Source organism: Lactimicrobium massiliense (assembly GCF_900343155.1).
Lineage (GTDB): Bacteria > Bacillota_I > Bacilli_A > Erysipelotrichales > Erysipelotrichaceae > Bulleidia > Bulleidia massiliensis.
Genome location: NZ_OUNG01000001.1, coordinates 530,074 through 550,222 on the forward strand (window position 1 = coordinate 530,074; position 20,149 = coordinate 550,222).

Sequence of the window (20,149 nt, forward strand, 5' to 3'; positions counted from 1 at the left end):
TACTTATTTCTTGCTGACTTGCACAAGTTTGCGTGCATCATACAGACTGATATCTGCCTCATCCGCAATCCTGGCCAGATCTTCATATTCTAGCTTTGCACGTTTCGTACCATAACCGGCCGCCGTTTTCTCATGCACCATCCCATATGGGGTCTGCCATTCATTCATGGTGCGCTTCATGACATAACGCTTGGAAGTATAAGAACGGATTCCCAGTGTAGAAAGATGCTTGAGCATCAGTGCAATCATCCTTTGTTCATCACGTTTCAGGCACATGCATGTAAACAATGTTCCGGGCCGGTTTTTCTTCATATAGATCGGTGTGGTGTACACATCCAGTGCGCCTGCCGCCATCAGCTTGTTTGCAGCAAAGCCGATTTCTTCACCCGTCATATCATCCATGGATGCCGCCAGCTCCACAACATCCCCGTCATCATTTATCTCACCAAGATATGCCCGCAGCACATCCGGTTCCTGATAGGTACGTGACCCAACCCCAACACCCTGTTTGTCCAGGATCATGCGGGGCGGGTTGTCATAGCTGTCTGTAAAGTGCTTCAGCAGTGCAGCCCCAGTCGGTGTTAACAGTTCGCCATCAACATCTCCCTTTTCAAACGGCATGCCTTCCAGCAGTGCAGCCACTGCCGGTGCCGGCACTGGCAGAATGCCATGCGCACAGTGCACCGTCCCGCTGCCTGTACGCAAAGATCCCGTGTACACACGGTCCGGCGCAATCATCTCCATCAGTACACAGCATCCGGCAATATCCGCAATGGCATCCTTCATTCCCACTTCATGCAGGTGAATCTCAGATACCGGCATGCGGTGAGCCTTGCTTTCAGCCTCAGCCAGCAGCTGATAGACTGCCTTTGTCTTTTGACGGACATGTTCTGACAACTGCAGGGAATCAATCGTATCCATGATTTCAGCCATAGTGTGATGTTCATGATGGTGATGATGTGACTGCGGCTCTTCTTCGGTGTGACCGTCTATCAGCACTTCTACATGGCTGCCGGATACACCGCCATTTTCTTTCACGGATGCCTGGAAATGAATGCCTTCTAAACCGCAGTGATTCATGATTTCCAGATATTTGCGCTGATCCACAAGTTCACTTAACGCACTGTTGAGCAGATCGCCGGATGCGCCCATATGACAGTCCAGATACAGTATCTTCATAATCTCTTACATAAAAGGCGGCTTTATGCCGCCAGTTCCTTTCGTTAATGTTCCAGATCCTGGGCCGCTCTTTCCAGCCAGGAAGTGATGTGAATGTGCTGCGGGCAGGCATCTTCACACTGCAGGCAGTGAATGCAGTCACTTGCTTTGCCATGTTCTCCTGCCACCGCACGCTCATAGCTCTTTTCTGCCGTATCCTTCTGTCCATAGATCAGGTTCAGATTCATGGCACTGAAGATATCCGGAATCTGAATGTGCTGCGGACATCCACCCGTGCAATAGTGGCAGCCTGTGCACGGAATCTGCTCAATCGAAGACAGAATCTGCTGCACCTTGGCAACAGCAGCCTGTTCCTCCTCATTCAGCGGCTTGAAATCCTTCATGTAGGACAGATTGTCTTCCATCTGGCCAAGCGTGCTCATGCCGGAAAGAACTACCATGACCTGGTCCAGGCTGGCCGCATAGCGCACTGCCCAGCTGGCCACGGACATATCCGGATCCACTGATGTGAAGACATCTTTGACAGCCTGAGGAGGATTGGCCAGCGTACCGCCCTTGATCGGCTCCATGACCACCACCGGCTTATTGTGCTTCACGCATACTTCGTAGTTTTCACGTGAACATACACTGGGGTTGTTCCAGTCACCATAGTTGATCTGCAACTGGACAAACTCTACCTCAGGATGCTTGTTCAAAACATCCTCCAGCACATCCGGCATATCATGGAAGGAGAAACCGATATGACGGATCAATCCCTTTTCCTTCGCCTCTTTGACAAAGTCCCAGATACCATACTTCTCATAATTATCGATGTTGCCCTTGCTTAAGGCATGCAGAAGGTAGAAGTCAAAATAGCCGGCACCGGTTCTTTCCAGCGACGTGGCCAGCTCTGCCTTTGCCTCTTCTGCATTCTTAGCAGCCCAGCTGCCCGCATTCAGCTTGGAAGTCAGATAGAAGCTGTCACGCGGATGTCTTTCCACCAGGAACTTCCGGGCTGCTTCTTCAGAACCTTCGTAGACGTACGCTGTATCGAAATACTTCATGCCAGCTGCCAGAAAGGCATCGGTCATCTGCTCACACTGGGCAATGTCAATGGTCTTGCCATCCGCAAGACGCGGCAGACGCATCAGGCCAAAGCCAAGACGGGGCATATTCAATCCAAAGAAATCCTTCATTTCCATATCCTCCTGCCACTATTTTAATACAGGCGTCAATTTTTCAGAAAGCTTTTGAAGAACGCACATTCATCATCGTTGCATCTGGCCGCATCTGCTGTTTTCACATTGCAGTGGAATACATGCGGCAGCGGTTCGTTTTTGCCTTTGTAAAAATGGAATGCAAACGGCACATTCTCCTCCAGCAGCGTATTGGCCAGCTCACCAGCCTGTTTCTTCAGGAAGTCACCATCTGCCGTCATCAGAAATACCGGCGGATAGGCAGCCGTAATCCAATGATGCACATTCATGCGTTCCAGCAGTTCATGGCTGCACTCCGGCAGAAATATCTTCATGATCTGCATATCCAGACTGTTTGGATCATTTTCATCCATTCCGTAGGCACCGCAGTTTAAAGCAATGGCTGTGAAATGAAAGTCCTTTGGTGCAAACGGATAGAAGCGTGCATAGTCAGGATTGCTCAGAATGCAGGCAAACAGCCCAAGGCCATTGCCGCCGGCCGAATCACCAACGCCAAAGACATGATCCAGATCAAAGCCGTATTCTTCACTGTGTGCCTGCATCCATTTGATCACCAGAGCACAGTCTTCCAATGGTGCCGGGTATTTGAATTCCGGGGCAAGACGGTATGTGTAGTTGATTACGGCAAAGCCGCGCTGGGCAAGAGACATGCAGTACCACTGGTAGACTTCCTTGGTGCCATATACCCAGCCGCCGCCATGATAGCTGATGATCACCGGCAGCTTACCGGCATGATTCTTCGGCCGGTACACATCCAGAATCTGCCACTTGGGATCGCTGCCATAAAGAATATTGTCATGACGTTCTACATCCGCCGGCGTTGTATTGCCGGCATCCCGGATGGCATCCCCCTTTCCGAACTGTTCACGAATTGTTTCTGCGATATCACTCATCATCATTGCCTCCTTTTGATATCAGACAGCCCTGTACGAGCTGTTCCTGCTTCATTTCATGGCGGATCGCATTGAGCACATGACGCTTGTCCAGTGCCCACATAGGTCCTATCAGCATCTCATGCACCGGGTCGCCTGTCAGCCGGTGAATCACGATCGAAGGATCCAGATGCCCCAGACACTGACAGACAAGATGCACATAGTCCGCTTCACCAAGATGCCATAAGCCCGGCACATCATCCTCATACATCATGCCAAGGGCAGTATTTTTAAGATACTGCAGCAGCTGCAGTTTGACGCCATCCACGTGCATTTCATTCATATGTGCGATGGTCTGCAGAACCATGTCTTCATTTTCATGGGGCAGGCCAAGGATCAGATGCACAATCACCGGAATATGCAATGCATGCATGTTTTTGACCGCCTCATCAAATACAGGTAAGGAATAGCCCCGGTGGATGAAGGCAGCCGTATCATCATGCATCGTCTGCAGGCCAAGCTCGATCCAGATAAACTTATCGGGATACTTGTGCTTCAGATGCCCAAGAAGTGCGCATACATCATCGCCAAGGCAGTCCGGCCGTGTTCCAATCGAAATCCCGGCAAACAGCGAATCTGAAAGTGCACCTTCAAACAGTTTCTGCAGTTTGTCAACAGGCCCATACGTACTTGTATAGGCCTGAAAATAGCCAATGTAATTTCCGGCACCGGCATTTTGATGATTATAGGAAAGATCGTCCTCTTTAAGCAAACTGCCATCATAGTGAATGGCAAAATCACCTGAACCGCCTTCATCACAGAAGATACAGCCGCCGGTGTTCAGTGTGCCGTCCCGGTTAGGACAGGAAAAACCGCCGTCCAGCGGTACTCTGAAGAGCTTATGTCCAAACGTTTCCTGGCAGTATGTGCCAAGGTCATGCCAGCGTTCCATCAATGTGCAGGATGGTCCATGGCATAAACCAGTTCTTCTTCTCTGTCCTGCAGTTCTTTCTGCAGGCGGCTGACTTCCTGAATTGCATGGTTAACCTGACCGCGGGCATCGGAAATCTTACCCTGGACAAAGAGGTCGGTGAAGCCATTGTCAAAGAAGTAGTCCGCAAATGCCGTAAAATCATCCAGATGCAGATTCAGATTCATGTTCCGCACATCATCCAGTTCCCGGTTGAACATTTCCAGGGCACGCTGCGCTGCTTCCATCTGCTCTCTTGCCTCACTCATTTTGCGCTGTTTCAGGAACGTGATGAACATGCCGCCGCCAAGGATATCCAGAATACCCATGGTAGAAGCACTGCCAAGAATTTCCTTTGCCCGGTACAGATGATCCAGAGCATTGTTGGCAGCACTCAGTGCTTCTTCTACTTCCTTCAGTTCATATTCTTCATTCATCAAAGGTGTCCTCCGCCATTACATTGTTTTGTTCACCATATGCCATTAAATACCTGGTGCGGTGAAATACCTGCACCGGATGAAAGCCGCAGCTTTCAAACAGGGAATATGTCTGCAGATCGCCGGTAAAGACATATACGCGCACATTGCCGCCGGTATCCTTGACACACTGGTTGATCACAGCCGTGCCGATCCCCTTGTTCTGCCACTGCGGAAAGACGAGCAGATCCCGGATCTCATAGACACCATTAACCGGTGTAATAAACAGATAACCGGCTTTGTGGCCATCAGCCAGGATGACACTGAAGGCATCAATGTTTTCGGCAATGGACAGATGCGTCCATCCCAGTGCCTTCTCCCGGTTGATCCGGCTGAAATCCTCATAGCGGCGGATCACATCATCAGAAAGCCGGCAGATCTCGTCAACATCTTCCTTCTGTGCCTGTCTGTAAGAAATTACCATCTCTGCCGTACCTCCTCTAACTTCTATTTCAGGCCTCTGAACGAATCAGACGGTCATTCTGTTCCTGCATCAGCTGGCCATGCCAGATATAGCGGCGGGTTACCCGGCCGGAAATCAGACAGATCACTTCGTAAGGAATGGTATGCAGATCTGCAGCCATTTCTTCCAAAGAAATATGCGGGCCGAAGATCTCAACCTTAGTACCCATCGGGACTTCATGATCCAGCCGGATCATCACCTGATCCATGCATACTCTGCCGACAATCGTGCCATACTGGCCATCCACATAGACCTTTCTGCCCTGGTTGGCACGGATCAGTCCATCCGCATAGCCGATCGGTGCTGTACCGATGATCTCATCACCTGTTGTTGTATAGGTTGCTCCATAGCCAATGGTCTCTCCGGCTGGTACATGCTTGCACATATAGACAGCAGAATACAGAGAGATCGGATGGGCAAAGTCATTCCGGTATGGCGATATGCCATACAGCGTGATGCCGACCCGGCAGGCATTGCTCAAAGGATCATGATGGAACAGTGTCGCATCTGAATTGTCGCAATGAATCCATTCAAATGGATAATGCATTGCGTTGACCGCTTCATCAAATGCCGCAAACTGGCGATCTGTAATGACATGATCCGGAATATCCGAACAGTAAAAGTGTGTAAAGATGCCTTCCACAATCACACCGGCATCCAGCATCTTCTGCAGCGCCGCTCTCATTTCATCAAGGTCCTTGAAACCGATCCGATTCATACCGGTATCCACTGCCAGATGCACTTTTAATCCACGGGCATCATGTTTCAAAACCTCATCCACCCAGGCAGAAGAATACGCTGCTGTTGCCGCATCTGCCTTCTTCAAATCTTCCACATCATCCGGATCAGACATGCCAAGAATCAGCAGCTTGCCAGTATAGCCCTCATTGCGCAGAATCATTGCCTCATCCAGTGAAGATACGGCAACCATCTGTGCACCGGCTTCCTCACAAGCCCGGCATACCTGAATATCACCACAGCCATAGGCATCAGCCTTCAGAACAGCAATGACCTTCTTATGACAGATATCCCCTATTTTTCTGACATTTTCTGCAATCTGATCCAGATTGATCTCCATCCATGTTCTCCGATACATACAGCCTCCTAAAATATTCTCGATGTCCGATATGCGGTCACAACAGTCAACACACGAAATACAAGCCCCAGAATCGCCCATAACGAGCCAAAACGCATCATGGCCAGCATTCTCCAGGCAGATACACTGCCAAGAGCTGCCCATACCTGATTGCCAAATACTGACACAAAGTCACCTGTCACAATACAGATGATGGCAAGGACTGCCCCAAGCACAGAATACTTCATGGTCACGCCATGGCCAAGTTTCTGTAACATTTCACCAATCAGATAGCCAAGAAAGATATATACATACTCAATCTCAATGTGGATGACACTCTGCACGGCCCCATACACAATGCCAAGGCCGATACTTGCCGCAAGGCCCAGGAAAATGCAGAGGATAAACCGGCTGTTTCGGTCAAGATTTCCGCCGTTGTAAATAATCATAAACACCTCATATTCCTGTTCATTATATTACGGACCACTGTGATTTACTAATCCGGAAATGCGGAGTCCTGGCAGGAACGCAAAAAAGTCCTGACAAGAATCAACCCTGCCAGGACCACAAATTCATATTATTTCAGTGCTGAGGCAATGGCATTGCCGGCAATCCTGCCAAAGACAAAGCTGTCACCAATACCGGAGCCATCAATTCTCTGCGTGCCATGGAAGCCGCCAGTTACCTCGCCTGCAGCATACAGGCCTGCAATCGGCTGTTCCTGTTCATTGAGAACATGTGTATTCTCATCAATCAGAATACCACCCATAAAATAGTGGGCACCAACACCATACTTGAAGCCATAGACCTTGCCGCTGGCATCTACTGCGGTTGGATTCTGTCTGCCATACGCATCATCAGTGCCATCCGCAATATCATCATTGTAAGCAGAAACTGTCTTTGCCAGCGTATCGCCATCAATGCCAAGCTTCTCACCAAGCTCTGACAGGGAATCTGCCTCCTGTACATAGCCTGCGCTCATGATCTGTTTTATATCATCGTTGAGATCATTTTTGCCAAAGATCATATAAGCATTGCCATTGGGCTGCTGCAGAATTGCATCTCCCGCTTCAAACTGCTCAGCTGTAAATCTTTCCGCATTGTCATTGACAATGACTGCGCCATCCAGGCTCATGCCGCCTGGCAGCTTATTTGGTGTGCACATACCATAGCCGGAAATGACAACCGGGAAAGTCTGAATGGCATCCAGATCCACAGCCTTGGCACCCACAGCCTGGGCCATGAGCAGTCCTTCACCCGTCGTCGGCGCAATTTCATCCGTTGTCGCATTAGCAAGCTTTGGATTCACTTTTGCAAGCAGTTCCTGATTGTGGCCAAAACCGCCTGTTGCCAGCAATACAGCCTTGCCGGTAAACTCTCTTTCCTGACCATCATCACAATCTGCCTTGATGCCAGTCACCTGATCATCCTGGGTGATCAGACTTATGGCATCGGTATTTTTATATACGGTCACATCCCGCTTGGATAATGCGGTTTCCATCGCATTTGTCAGTGTAATACCTGTAGAACCATCCGCATCTGCCTGCAGCATATAGTAATTCTGAACAGCATTGCGCGGATCTTCCTGGATATCCACCTTGAAATCAACGCCAAGATCACTGTTCATCCAGTCAATCACACTGCCGCTGTTTTCCGCAAATGCATCCACGAGATTCTTACGTGCTTCTGTATTCTGTGACTGCAGATTCTCCAGTCCTTCTACCGAAGCGCCTGCATCCTTGTACTGCTGATCATTCAGCTGTACCTGGGAATCTGCCGCATTAATCCCATTGGCAGCAGCCGGTGTATTGCCGCCAAGGTTGTCACTCTTTTCCAGCAGGATGACACTGTCTCCCTGGTCCGCCAGGGTCACGGCTGCTGTCATGCCGGCTGCACCGCCGCCGACAATAATCACATCCGCATCAGTTGTGCTGTAATCATTGCCTTCTGCAGATACGGCGGCAGTCGCTGCGGTGCCGCCAGCCTGGGCAATCGCATCCTTCAACGCCGTCACATAGGCATTGCTGGAAATGGTTGCCCCGCTGACCATGTCGGCAGGCACAGCCTGATTATCAATTGTCTCCTGAATCAAGGTATCAATGGCTGCTGTCCCAATGCCCTGCGTCTCCTGATTTTCCGTTGTGATCTTTTCAATATTGTCAGAAGTAAAGGTGACATGCAGTGTCACATCACCATTTCTTCCCGCAGCTGTGGCAGTGTACTCACCTGCCTTATACTTAGCTGCAGATGGGCCAGAGCCGCATCCTGACAGCAGTAAGGCAATACACCCGACTGCCGACGCAAATCTTCTTGTCTTCATGTTTTTTCTTTCCCTCTTTCGGGATTATTGTAAATTTCACAAAGGACGGAAGGAATTGCCGGATTGTTGCCGCAATGGTAACCTATAGTTACCATGAATACAGAACAGTTGAAAACATTTCTGCTCACTGCCGACAAAAGCAGTTTTTCCAAGGCAGAGCAGGACAGTCACCTGAGCAAGCAGGCCATGATGAAGCAGATTGACAGCCTTGAAAAAGAGATCGGTGTCCCACTGTTTCTGCGTTCTCATACCGGTCTGAAACTGACCGATGCCGGCAGGATCTTTTATGATGGTGCAAAAGAAATTCTGCAGAAAGAAGAAAAACTGATGGCAGCCTGCAGAAACACAATCGGAGAAAACAGCATCCGTATAGGAGCACTTCAGCACCAGATTCTTCTTGATCCTGTCAATGAAATCTTTGCCAGGAAATACCCTGACATACAGCTGATCAGGGTAGTCCATCCCAATCATTCCGGTGAATGGAAAGTTGCTAATCATATTCAGGACATTGCGGAAAGCTTCATTACAGACGCGCCTGCGTTTGATGACTGCACATTCGTTCGGCTCACCACACAGCCATACTATGCTGCCATGGACCAGAACCATCCATTGGCCGGACACACCAGAATCAATCTGCAGCAGATGACCGTTTATCAGGTTTCCATCTTCGGGCTGATGGTCATGAAGGATTACATTGCCGAAATGAAAAAGGCATTCTGCCATCACCCGGAAAACCTGATCATCCGCAGCGATGTTGACAATCAGGTGGAAGCAGCCTTTTCACTGCATGGTACGCACCATATCATCATTGGCGCCAATCCGTTTATCCGCAAAATTGACGGGATCAAAACGATTCCTCTGGATACAGGCTGGCAGAGAACCTATGGCATTCTCTATAAAAGCCCTGCCTCTGCTGCCCTGCAGAAGTATATTGATACAGCAATTGATGTGTATGCCGCCCAAAACAAAAAATCCGCCTGAGCGGATCTATCTAAGCGAGTGATGAGAATCGAACTCACGTATGCAGCTTGGAAGGCTGCCGTTCTACCATTGAACTACACTCGCATACAATCAGAGGTGTCTCGGAAGGGAATCGAACCCTCGACCCACTGATTAAAAGTCAGTTGCTCTACCACCTGAGCTACCGAGACAGCAGTGGAATAAAACAAGGCTGGGGCAGCGAGGTTCGAACTCACGAATGAGGGAGTCAAAGTCCCTTGCCTTACCGCTTGGCTATGCCCCAATCTGCCCTATATCTATATATCACACATAACAGTGTGTCAGAATCAAAACGTGGAGACGGGTGGTTTCGAACCACCGAACCCAGAGGGAGCAGATTTACAGTCTGCCGCGTTTAGCCACTTCGCTACGTCTCCAGAGTGCCGACAATAGGAATCGAACCTACAACCTACTGATTACAAATCAGTTGCTCTGCCAATTGAGCTATGTCGGCAAACAATGGTGGAGGTTAACGGGCTCGAACCGCTGACCCTCTGCTTGTAAGGCAGATGCTCTCCCAGCTGAGCTAAACCTCCATTACCTTTTATCAAGGTGCTGGATTAATATACCACAGCTGTATTCCTGCGTCAACACACTTTTTTGCCAGCATGCCCTCTCAGGGCAGAACAATCTTCTGTGATTCTGAAAAGAACGTCACATACCCCTGCAGCGATTCCGCCTTCTTCTTCAGACTGCGTGCACCGGCATACACATAAATTCTGGCTTTGCCCTTGCCATTGCGTGCTTCCTGGATCAGATTCTCGCCCGCTGAATTGCCATCAAACGCAATCACAACCGATGGTCTTCTTTCAAAGATCTCATAGTTAAAGCTCTTATACAGGGCTGCTCCGATCGTCTCTGGTGAAATCCGGATCTTCACATGATGTTCCCGCAGATGATGAATCTGGCCTTCTTTCAGACGTGATGGCACAAAAGCATATACCTCACAGCCATGGGCATGTTCAACAGCGTATTTTTCATAGGCGGACAGTGTGTGGCCGACCACCAGAAAATGGCGGGCAGAATCCAGCCGGCTCAATGCATCCTGTAACAGATGCTGGGCTTCCGGCTGCACTCTGGTCTTTCTTTCTTCGGTATTAAAGCTGCCTCCGGCAATGATCACCGGGATTCTGTCCAAAGGCAGTGCATGAATCTGTTCTTTCAGCATCATACTGCTGTCCTGCAGGCCATCCTGTATCAGGTGTACATCTGCCACCGGCAGTGACATCCGCTGCATAAAGTATTCCTGCAGGCTCATGTTCTGCAGCAGTTTCTTCTGCACATCCATCTTTCTTGCAAAGCAGGCAAGCTGCTTTGTCATCACATGTTCTTCTGCCATGCGCATCTGTCTCATTTCATCATGACTCAAATGCAGCAGTCTTGCCAAGGCAAGCTGTTCATCCATGCTGTTGGTGCCATAGATGCCCGCACCATCGGTCCCCTGTACGCAGGCAATGCCATTTGCCAGATAGGTGCGCAGCGGATGACGGGAAATGGTTGTCAGGTTGTTCAGACGGACATTGCTGGTGATCTGAAACTCCAGCACAATGTGATTGTCAGCCAGATCTTTCAGCAGCTTCTTTCCCCGTTCACTGTTCAAAGCAACGGTATACAGACCATGGCCAAGACGCATCTCAGGCATCTTCTGGCCTGGAGCCAGACAGTCTTTGACACAGGCAATCGCATGGCTCATGTTCACCTTCAGAGAATCATTCTCACCGGCATGAATACGGATGACAAACCCATCTTCCCTTGCAGCAATCTGATCAATAGCCTTGAATAACGGTTTCAGTGTCTGGATATCATTGATTTCTTCCCCGACAAAGTCACACCCGGCCACATAGGGATCAGATGCCACTGCTGAAAGAACAGACAGATTCTGGATGAGATAGTTCTTTGGCATCTGCTCAATGCCCTGCAGAGGAATCCGGCGCATGGCAGCCAGGAAGCGGATTGTTACGCCGGTTTCCTGCATGATCGCAGGCATAGCCTCATGAACTTCTTTAAGCATGTCAAAAGCAACCGGATTTTTGACCAGGGTTGTATCACTGATTTCGGCGTAGGTCACACCCTGTTTCTGATAGGTGCGGCCAATCCATAACAATTTGCTTTGAAACAAGGAGAAATGCGCATAGCGGGGATCTTTCTGATCCTTGCGCATCTGCAGCACATTGTCCCGCACATCTCTGTCCGGAATCTTTTCACAGTCATGCAGCACAATCTTTTTCTCACACGGGACACCCTTGGCAAAGACATAGCGGTATTGATAGACCTTCTCCAGATTGGTGAAGACGGCCTGGCCATCCTTCAGAATAGACAATGAGATCCGGATTTTGACAATGTTAGCCTCGGCATGATCGAGATTGTTCAGGATCAGGTCTGCAAAGTTCAGATAGGTCATATCCTCTGCCTGACGGGCTGTTCTGCCCGCTTTATTTCTGGCGAAGGTATCCAGCAGATACTTCATCTGTGCATCATTGACTTCCAGATTCAGCTTGCGGATCAGATACAGCGGATAGCGGATCTGATGGGCAATGCCAAGGGCAATCAGGGTATCCGGACTCAGATTGGCATTCATATGCGTATGCAGATCACTGTGGAACTTGCAGTCCGCAAATACATACGTCTTGAAGATCGTCTCATAGGCTCCGTATTTATACTGCTTGGTCTGTGACATCAGTGTCTTGGCAATGGCCGGCACCGTGGCTTTGCATTCAATATGGCCATCCGGGTAGATATTGGCAATCTTGGTATCAGCCAGACGCAGCACATAGACAAGTTCATTATTGCCATCCACGTAACATGGCACTTCCCCGCGCATCACCTGCAGGCCGATGGTGTTTTCGTAAAGATCCGCCTTGCACAAATGGGCAAAGTTCCTGATCAGATTGCCCGTGTGATGATTAGGCGTAGAAAGCTCATAGTACAGCCTGCCATCCTCTGCCATCTGCAGAGAGACAATCATATCTTTTTCCTGATCCAGAAAGAAATAGCCAAAGTCCTGCATATTCACCTCTGCTGCATCTTCTTTGATTCCTGCTGCAGATAGTCATTCAGTTCCTGCACATACAAAGTTCCCATCTTGGACAGCGTGTTGTCCTTGCGGGTAATATAGCCGATCTCCATCGTACTGTTGGGATTGTTGGCATCCTCATAGGGAACTGCCACATAGTCATCCCCATTGAGCTCTTCACATATGATGCCCGAGCACAATGTATAGCCATTGAGGCCGACCATCAGATTCAGCATCGTCGCACGGTCATTGGTACGGATGATGCGCGGGTATTCATTGGTCGAAAGAATCTCTTCCGAGAAGTAAAAGGAAACGTTATCGCCCTGGTCAAAGCTCAGGCAGGGATATTTCTGCAGCTGCTCAAAGGAAATGGACTTCTGCTTAGCAAGCGGATGATTGCGGCAGATATACACATAGGCTCTGGCATCAATCAGATGATGAAAGACCAGATTGTTGGTCCGCAGCAATTTGGTAATTACCGGCCGGTTGAAATCAGACAGATACAGAATGCCGATCTCACTCTTGACACTGGCCACATCAGAGATCACTTCCCTGGTCTTTGTCTCCATGATGGCAAACTCATACTTGGACAGATCAAACTTCTTCACCATCTCGACAAAAGCTTTATCCGCAAAAGAATAATGCTGGGTGGAGACAGAAAACTTGATTTTGATATTGGAAGTGTCCTCATAGCGCTCCAGAAGGTCTGTATACTGCTGATAGACCTGGCGTGCATACTGCAGGAACTCCCGGCCGTCATTGGTCAGCGTCACGCCTTTGCCAGTACGGTTGAAAATCGTAATATGCAAAGACTTCTCCAGCTCCTGCAGGGCACTGGTCAAAGAAGGCTGTGACACATAGAGCTGCTCCGCGGCCTTGTTCAAAGATCCCGTTTCTGAGATCACGATTGCATAATGTATCTGCTGTATCGTCATGTACTATCCCTCTTTATGAAAACAGGAAAGGTTTCCCCTTCCTGTCAGAATGATGCTTCAATCTCCCTGGCTGCTTCGATGCCATCATGAATGGCTGCTGCCACCGTCTTTGGTCCAAGATAGGCATCCCCGCACACATAAACCCGCTCATGATCACTGAGGTGGCTGGCAGTCGTATGCAGACCATCCAATGGCGCAAAATCAACCTTCTGACCGATCGCAGGTACAACAAGATCACATACAATCTCATAATCACTGCCAACGGTCTCAATCGGTCTTGCCCGGCCGCTGTCATCCGGCTCTCCCAGATGCATCTTCACGGCATGAACACCAGTCACTCTGCCCTGCTCATCCAGAGACAACGACTTGATATTCTCCAGGAAAGCAAACTTCACGCCTTCCTTTTTCGCATCTTCAATCTCATCATGGTTTGCCGGCATCTCCTTCTCAGAGCGGCGGTAGACCACCGTCACATCATCCATCAGCCGAATCAGGCTGCGGGCACAGTCCATTGCCACATTGCCGCCGCCCCAGACAACCGCATGGCGATACTTCGTATGGTATTCTTCCTGCAGATGCAGAACATTCAGATCATACAGCAGCGAAAGGCCAGCTTTGCAGCCATCACCCTGCAGGCCATACGTATTCTCCGACTGGGCACCAATGCCAGCCAGAATACGGTCATACTCCTTCAAAAGCTCCTCTAAAGACACATCTCTGCCAACCATCGTACCAAAGTGGAACTTCACACCTGCTCTGGCAAGGTCATTGTAGATTTCCTGCAGATACGACTTGTCAAAACGATAGGAAGGAATCCCGCTGAAAATGGCGCCGCCGATCTCATCCAGCGCTTCATAAACTTCCACTTGGAAGCCTCTGCGCACCAGATACTTTGCGGCCGCAAGATTGGCAGGACCGGCACCGATCATCGCAATGCGATGCCAATTGGCAGTGCCGCTGACTGTCTCATCAAAGCCGGAATCACTGATGGCCATTTCCAGCGAATGAATCTCCACCGGGACCGAACGGATTGCCCGCACGCAGTGTCCCTGACACTGTCTTGCATAATCACAAAGACGGCATGTCAGCTGCGGAAATGGATTCACGCCATACAGGATTTCTCTGGCCCTGGCCATGTCATCTTCCTTGACGGCCTTGATATAGTCCCGGATATGATTATGCACCGGGCATCCTGTTTCACAGCGCGGCACCGGGCAGGACAAACAGTACGCCGCCAGTTCTTTTGTATGTTCTTCAATCATGCTTTTTCCTCTTTGTATTCAGACTCCTGTGCACGGTGATATCCAGCTTTGCCAGTTCCTCATTCACTTTCTGCCCATAGGCAAGAATCTCTTCGGCATGGGAATTGTCTGACAGCGCATCCATCAAAGCAGCCTGATAATCCCGCTTGTGAGCATCATTCAGCTTATGCCAGGGAATATCCGACATATAGGAAATGATGCGGCGGTCCATCGGCAGCTTCCCCTGCATCAGAAGCACCGCAATCACCGGATAGCCAGGATATCCCTGCCAGTAGGTTGCCGGATCAGAAGAAGCATATGCCTCATCCTGCCAGCGCACTGTATACTCTCTGGCATCATCACTGGAATCCACCTTTGCCTCGTGATCCCCCATTGTCACACGCTCATCCGCAATCGCCGTAAAGGCCTCAAACACCTTCTGTGCCGGCGGCATCTTCTTCAGCATCCCACATCACCTCACTTACGGCTATTATACACTGAATGCGATTATCCCTCAAAAGCACGGTTCAGCCATCTGCCCCTGCCAAGCCGGATCAAAAAGATCAGCCCTCTGAAAGTAAGCTCTACTGCCATCCCGATCCATACACCGTGCAGGCCGTACTGTTTTGACAGCACCATGGCCAGCGGAATGCGCACACCCCAGATACTGACAAGATTCATGATGCCCGGCACCAGTGTATCCGCTGCCCCGCGCATCACACCCGAAGCGGCAATCGATGCCGCAAACCACGGCTCTGCCAGCAGCTCAATCCGCAATACCGAAGCCCCCAGCCTGCGTACATCTTCCACTGGTGTCAGAAAGGCAAAGACAAATGGGCAGAGGAAATACATGGCAAAACCAGTCATGGCCATGATTGCCATTGCCATCAGCGTACTCAGCCAGCCAAAGCTTTTGGCAAGCTCTTTTCTTCTGGCACCAACAGCCTGACCCACCAGCGTTGTCGCGGCACTCTGGATGCCATAACCAGGCATATAGCAGATGGATTCTGCAGTCACAGCAAAGGAATTGGCCGCAATGGCATTGGTGCCAAGCGGTGCCACAATCCGGGTGGAAAACACCTGGGCACTGGTCATCGCTGCCTGCTCCAGTGCCATCGGCACACCGATTACCGCCGCCTCATGCAATGTATCATGATGCAGCTTCCAGCTGCCTGCTTTCAAAAGAGACAGCGTGGAAGAATGCATAATGGCAATAAAGACACCGATCGCCGCACACACAAACGAGAAGGCCGTACCAAGTGCCGCACCCATCACACCAAGACCCGCACCAGGCATGACAACAGAAGCGCCAAAAAGAGAAACCTGGCGGGCAGGAAAGATCAGCAGGTAATTGAAGAACACATCCAGTACACACATGATGGCCGACAAAAAGCCCGGGATCTTCATACTGCCGGTGCTCTGCAACGCACTCTGGCCAAGATAGAACATCATCCTTACCGGCACAAACAAGGCAAAGACAAGAAAGTATGCCGTGGCATCATGCCACAAAGATGTATCTGCGCCAAGCCAGGCAGGCAGATGGAAAGAAACAAAAGAGCCCAGCCCCGCCAGCACCAGTGAAATCAGCAATGATACCAGGATGCCCTGGCGCAGGATATCACGTGCTTTTGCCTCCTGCTTTGCACCAGACGCATGGGCAATCTGCACACAGAAGCCAGCCGCCGTTCCCATGACAAGGCCGCCAACCAGCCAGGTCGAACTTGCCACAAGACCAATGGCAGCACTGGCAGAAGCACCAAGACTGCCTACCATCGCCGCATCAATATACTGCATGGCAATCTCTGAAATCTGGGCAAGAATGCCAGGCAGAGAGAGTTTCCATACCACTTCCATCTTTGCGCCAAGAGGCAGCGGATGATCCGCATCCATTGCCTTGCGCAATACATCTTTATCTGTATCTGTCATAACAGTTATTATAATACCCATACACCAAAAAGCAGTATGGAAGAACTATGCAGTCTGCACACAGCACATTATCAAAAAGGTTCATCCCGGAACCTGGAGATATTTCGATCAGCTGTGCAGGAATTTCATTCGAATAAAAAAAGCAATGCACAATCATGTGCACTACTTTGACATATCAGTTTGTATGAATTTCTCCTGCCTTCTGCAGTGCTGTCTTGGTTGCGATCGGACCAACGATCTCATAGACAAGTGTTGCGGACAGGATGACAGTCAGGATCTGAGAGCCATACTGCGGCAGCTGTGTCACAGCCAGGGTTGCCATACCAATGGCGACACCAGCCTGCGGCATCAAAGCCCAGCCAATGCCATCTTTGACAACCTTCGGGCACTTGCGGATAGTCGCACCAAGCCAGGAACCGAGCCACTTGCCGGAGAAACGAGTGATGATGTAGATCACGCCAAGCAGGCCAACCTTTGGCAGTGAGAACAGATCGAGCTGGGCACCTGAAATAACGAAGAACAGCATGAACAGCGGATATGTCCAGTCATCCACAGAATTCAGGATACGCTCCGCATCACTGCGCAGGTTGACATACACAGCACCAAGCATCATGCACATCAGCAGTGAGCTCAATCCGAAGTGATCAGCAATGGCAACGGCACAGAATACCGCAGCGATGCAGATGGACATCCGGTTGGTATGAGAGTGGAACCAGCGGTGGCTCAATGCAACAAGGAAGCCAAGACCAGCACCAATGGCCAGAGCCAGAATGATTTCCAGCAGCGGTACCAGAAGTGTATTGACAATGGAGAATGCCTCACCATTGGCAATGCCCTGGGCAATGGAAATGGAAATGGAGTAGGCAATCAGACCCGTCGCATCATCGGCTGCGACAACCGGCAGTAAGACACTTGTCAATGGACCGGATGCTTTATACTGACGCACAACCAGCAGGGTTGCGGCCGGTGCAGTAGAGCCTGCCAATGCACCAAGCACAAGGCACTCAGCCGGCGGGAAGCCACAGACAAGGGTAACAATATCGACAAGAATAACAGCGCCGACTGACTCAAACAGCGTGACAACCAGCACGGTTGTACCAAGCTTCTTCATATCTTCCAGACGGAACTGATCACCAATGGAGAAGGCAATGAAGCCAAGTGCCACTGAGGTAATCAGGCCGAGTGAAGAAACTGTGTCTTTGCTTAATAAATGCAGGACACACGGGCCGATCAATACACCGGCGATCAAGTATGCTGTGACATTAGGCAGATGAACAAGCCGCGTCAGTCTTGTCATCAGCAGGCCGGCACACATGGCCAGGCCAAGATATAACAGGACCGTCATGCTCAGTGACTGTCTGTTCCTTCACAGCGGCTCACAGGCAGCACGAACATGACGCCGGTATTCGGCAACCTGAGATCTCCTGACACCTGATGCACAATATCAATCGCCTGCTGAACCTGATTATCTTCCAGCAATACAAGAATCATCTTGTTCTGAGGACGCTCTGGATTCAGAAACTGGCGCAGACCGCCAAAAATAGCAGGGGCATTGACACTGTCCGCATTGACAGCCGCAAGCATGCCTTCACAAGTAACAATGGAAGCACCATGAATACCGGCAGCCATCATCTTATCCATGATGGGTGTAACCGTCTCTTCATGATTTGTAATATGAACTAACAGTTCCATCTTCTATCCCTCTTTCCGATGCCCATTATAGGCTTGTACAACAATTCTGACAAACAAAAAAGGAAGGCCTGCACCCAATGTCATTAAGTTAGGGCTTGATGATTGAAACGCTTTGTATTTTGTAAGAATACAAGGCATTTTTTTTGATGGCCAAAAGGGGCCGTATTTTTTTGGATGATTTTCTAAAAAACACTTGACAGCCAAAAATCAGCCTTTTTTACACAATCCGAAGGAAATTGTAGGAGGAAAAATTCACTATGATTTCCATTGATTCTGTTAAGTGCGTAGATGACATTTTAGCCAAGGCCATTGATATGGTCGAGCAAAATATAAGCTGCTATTGTACGCAGCCAGGTGTTGACTTCACTCGGATACGTGCACTGCCCGCTGGTATTCTGATTCGCTTCCTTATCCAGAAACAGGCCAAGGCATTAAACCAGGAACTCTCTGATTTCTTTGTTTCCAAAGTCCCGCCGTCTGCTTCAGCTTTCTGCCAGCAGCGTTCAAAGCTCGATCCCGAAGCTCTTGAAAGAGTAATGCACTTAATGACTGAAAACATTCCTGGAACCAGATTCTTCAAAGGCTATCGTGTATTCGCTTGTGATGGATCAGATGTACGTATCCCTTATAACCCTGATGATCCAGAGACATTTCTGAAGAATGATGAGAACAGCCAGGGCTATAATCAGCTTCATCTCAATGCTCTGTATGACGTTCTGAATCGCGTATATACAGACGCTATGATAGATACGAAACAGAAGTCTCATGAGAAAGGCGCTCTGCTTGATATGCTTAAAGCCCATGATCTGCCAGCCAAAACGATTATTACTGCTGACCGCGGCTACGAAAGCTATGAGCTGCTTGCCTATATGCTTGAAAACAGCATTCACTTCGCCATTCGTATAAAGGATATATTCAGCAGCGGGATCTTATCTGCCATTGATCTGCCAGATGAAGAATTCGATCGAGATATCACTCGTATATTGACAAGAAGCCAGACGAAAGAGATCAAGCAAAACAAGCAGAAATACGTATTCCTGCCATCAAACGTAAATTTCAGTTATCTGGATTTTGATCATCCGTTCTACAATATGACTTTCCGTGTCGCCCGTTTCAAAATCACGGACGGTACTTATGAGTGCCTGGTTACGAATCTGCCCAAAGATGAATTTTCCATCACTGAGCTTAAGGAACTTTACCATATGCGCTGGGAGATTGAAGGTGCATTCCGCCACTTGAAATACGATACAAACATGGTTTACTTCAATTCAGTCAAGCAGAAAAACGCAAGACAGGAAATCTATGCCGCTCTCATCATGTACAACTACACCCAGCTTCTGATCAATGCTGTGCCGGTAGAAAAGGATGGCAGAAAATGGACGTATCAGATTGCTTTTAAACCTGCCGTTACGAATGCGCGATTATTCCTGAAGAAGCTTATTACGACAAAAGCATTCATAGACAGAATAAAAAACTTCCTGAGTCCCGTACGACCAGGAAGAAAGTTCAAGCGCAATATAAAGTCACAACCAGCAAGACTGTCACTCTATAGAGCTGCCTAAGCAACTTCATTATACGAGGTCAGCCTTTGGATTCAATGATAAAGTGACAGATTGCTCAAAAGATGTTTTCGTCATGCCTTCTTTTTGAGAACCTCTGGATTGTCCTCTAAGAGCTGATCAAAAAAGAAGCTGAGTCCTGAAGAATAACATTATTATTCTTCATCCAGCTTCTTAACTTAACGGGTCAAAATCTCAATATCACTTTCATGAGCTTATCTTAATGACATTGG

The 20,149-nt window shown here is 49.3% G+C and carries 18 protein-coding genes and 6 tRNA genes; 2 read left to right on the forward strand and 22 right to left on the reverse strand.

Features of this window, described 5'->3' with window-relative positions; translation table 11 throughout:
• Nucleotides 1-3: 3 nt before the first annotated feature.
• From larC to DHU66_RS02620, 9 genes are all read right to left on the reverse strand, one after another.
• Entirely contained in the window at nt 4-1,179 is a 1,176-nt protein-coding gene (gene larC / locus DHU66_RS02580; protein ID WP_108774316.1) for a nickel pincer cofactor biosynthesis protein LarC, read from the reverse strand.
• A 44-nt stretch (nt 1,180-1,223) separates the two neighbouring features.
• Complete coding sequence (locus DHU66_RS02585) at nt 1,224-2,360, reverse strand: aldo/keto reductase (protein WP_245309335.1); 1,137 nt, start codon at nt 2,358-2,360, stop codon at nt 1,224-1,226.
• A 29-nt stretch (nt 2,361-2,389) separates the two neighbouring features.
• On the reverse strand, nt 2,390-3,268 hold the full coding sequence (locus DHU66_RS02590; RefSeq protein ID WP_108774318.1) for an alpha/beta hydrolase: 879 nt from the start codon (nt 3,266-3,268) through the stop codon (nt 2,390-2,392).
• On the reverse strand, nt 3,261-4,199 hold the full coding sequence (gene mnmL, locus DHU66_RS02595) for a tRNA modification radical SAM protein MnmL/YtqA (protein ID WP_108774319.1): 939 nt from the start codon (nt 4,197-4,199) through the stop codon (nt 3,261-3,263). The genes DHU66_RS02590 and mnmL overlap by 8 nt, the downstream gene beginning before the upstream one ends.
• Nucleotides 4,199-4,654 carry a hypothetical protein gene (locus DHU66_RS02600; protein WP_209451718.1) on the reverse strand — a complete coding sequence of 152 codons (456 nt, stop codon included), beginning with the start codon at nt 4,652-4,654 and terminating at the stop codon, nt 4,199-4,201. Before DHU66_RS02600 ends, mnmL begins: the two co-directional genes overlap by 1 nt.
• On the reverse strand, nt 4,647-5,117 hold the full coding sequence (locus DHU66_RS02605; RefSeq protein ID WP_108774320.1) for a GNAT family N-acetyltransferase: 471 nt from the start codon (nt 5,115-5,117) through the stop codon (nt 4,647-4,649). The genes DHU66_RS02600 and DHU66_RS02605 overlap by 8 nt, the downstream gene beginning before the upstream one ends.
• Before the next feature lie 28 nt (nt 5,118-5,145).
• Entirely contained in the window at nt 5,146-6,252 is a 1,107-nt protein-coding gene (alr, locus tag DHU66_RS02610) for an alanine racemase (RefSeq protein WP_108774321.1), read from the reverse strand.
• A gap of 8 nt (nt 6,253-6,260) precedes the next feature.
• The gene (locus DHU66_RS02615; RefSeq protein WP_108774322.1) at nt 6,261-6,680 is read right to left on the reverse strand and encodes a hypothetical protein; all 420 of its coding nucleotides are present in this window, start codon (nt 6,678-6,680) and stop codon (nt 6,261-6,263) included.
• A 128-nt stretch (nt 6,681-6,808) separates the two neighbouring features.
• Nucleotides 6,809-8,551 (reverse strand): flavocytochrome c, encoded by a 1,743-nt coding sequence (locus DHU66_RS02620; protein WP_108774323.1) that lies wholly within the window; start codon nt 8,549-8,551, stop codon nt 6,809-6,811.
• Nucleotides 8,552-8,644: 93 nt separating this feature from the next.
• On the opposite strand from DHU66_RS02620, the gene DHU66_RS02625 reads away from it, so the two are divergent.
• Nucleotides 8,645-9,532 (forward strand): LysR family transcriptional regulator, encoded by an 888-nt coding sequence (locus tag DHU66_RS02625; RefSeq protein ID WP_108774324.1) that lies wholly within the window; start codon nt 8,645-8,647, stop codon nt 9,530-9,532.
• A gap of 13 nt (nt 9,533-9,545) precedes the next feature.
• Here the strand turns inward: DHU66_RS02625 and DHU66_RS02630 are convergent.
• The 13 genes from DHU66_RS02630 to DHU66_RS02690 form a co-directional block, all read right to left on the reverse strand.
• Nucleotides 9,546-9,616 (reverse strand) — tRNA-Gly (locus DHU66_RS02630).
• Between the two features lie 13 nt (nt 9,617-9,629).
• Nucleotides 9,630-9,702, reverse strand: a tRNA-Lys gene (locus tag DHU66_RS02635).
• Nucleotides 9,703-9,722: 20 nt separating this feature from the next.
• A tRNA-Gln gene (locus DHU66_RS02640) sits at nt 9,723-9,794 on the reverse strand.
• 51 nt (nt 9,795-9,845) lie between these two features.
• Nucleotides 9,846-9,927 (reverse strand) — tRNA-Tyr (locus tag DHU66_RS02645).
• Between the two features lie 4 nt (nt 9,928-9,931).
• A tRNA-Thr gene (locus DHU66_RS02650) sits at nt 9,932-10,004 on the reverse strand.
• Between the two features lie 6 nt (nt 10,005-10,010).
• Nucleotides 10,011-10,086, reverse strand: a tRNA-Val gene (locus DHU66_RS02655).
• Nucleotides 10,087-10,166: 80 nt separating this feature from the next.
• Nucleotides 10,167-12,557 (reverse strand): amidohydrolase family protein, encoded by a 2,391-nt coding sequence (locus DHU66_RS02660; RefSeq protein WP_108774325.1) that lies wholly within the window; start codon nt 12,555-12,557, stop codon nt 10,167-10,169.
• Between the two features lie 2 nt (nt 12,558-12,559).
• Nucleotides 12,560-13,498: a LysR family transcriptional regulator gene (locus tag DHU66_RS02665; RefSeq protein ID WP_108774326.1), complete on the reverse strand. Its 939-nt coding sequence runs from the start codon at nt 13,496-13,498 to the stop codon at nt 12,560-12,562.
• Between the two features lie 44 nt (nt 13,499-13,542).
• Nucleotides 13,543-14,760 (reverse strand): FAD-dependent oxidoreductase, encoded by a 1,218-nt coding sequence (locus tag DHU66_RS02670; RefSeq protein ID WP_167836226.1) that lies wholly within the window; start codon nt 14,758-14,760, stop codon nt 13,543-13,545.
• The gene (locus tag DHU66_RS02675; protein WP_108774327.1) at nt 14,753-15,205 is read right to left on the reverse strand and encodes a hypothetical protein; all 453 of its coding nucleotides are present in this window, start codon (nt 15,203-15,205) and stop codon (nt 14,753-14,755) included. Before DHU66_RS02675 ends, DHU66_RS02670 begins: the two co-directional genes overlap by 8 nt.
• 41 nt (nt 15,206-15,246) lie before the next feature.
• Nucleotides 15,247-16,665 (reverse strand): MATE family efflux transporter, encoded by a 1,419-nt coding sequence (locus tag DHU66_RS02680; RefSeq protein WP_108774328.1) that lies wholly within the window; start codon nt 16,663-16,665, stop codon nt 15,247-15,249.
• A 175-nt stretch (nt 16,666-16,840) separates the two neighbouring features.
• Nucleotides 16,841-18,010, reverse strand: coding sequence for a cation:proton antiporter (locus DHU66_RS02685; protein WP_108774329.1), 1,170 nt, complete (start codon nt 18,008-18,010; stop codon nt 16,841-16,843).
• Nucleotides 18,011-18,012: 2 nt separating this feature from the next.
• On the reverse strand, nt 18,013-18,357 hold the full coding sequence (locus DHU66_RS02690; RefSeq protein ID WP_108774330.1) for a hypothetical protein: 345 nt from the start codon (nt 18,355-18,357) through the stop codon (nt 18,013-18,015).
• Between the two features lie 257 nt (nt 18,358-18,614).
• Between DHU66_RS02690 and DHU66_RS02695 the strand changes: the two genes are divergently transcribed.
• Nucleotides 18,615-19,919: an IS4 family transposase gene (locus DHU66_RS02695; protein WP_108774331.1), complete on the forward strand. Its 1,305-nt coding sequence runs from the start codon at nt 18,615-18,617 to the stop codon at nt 19,917-19,919.
• Nucleotides 19,920-20,149 lie beyond the last annotated feature (230 nt).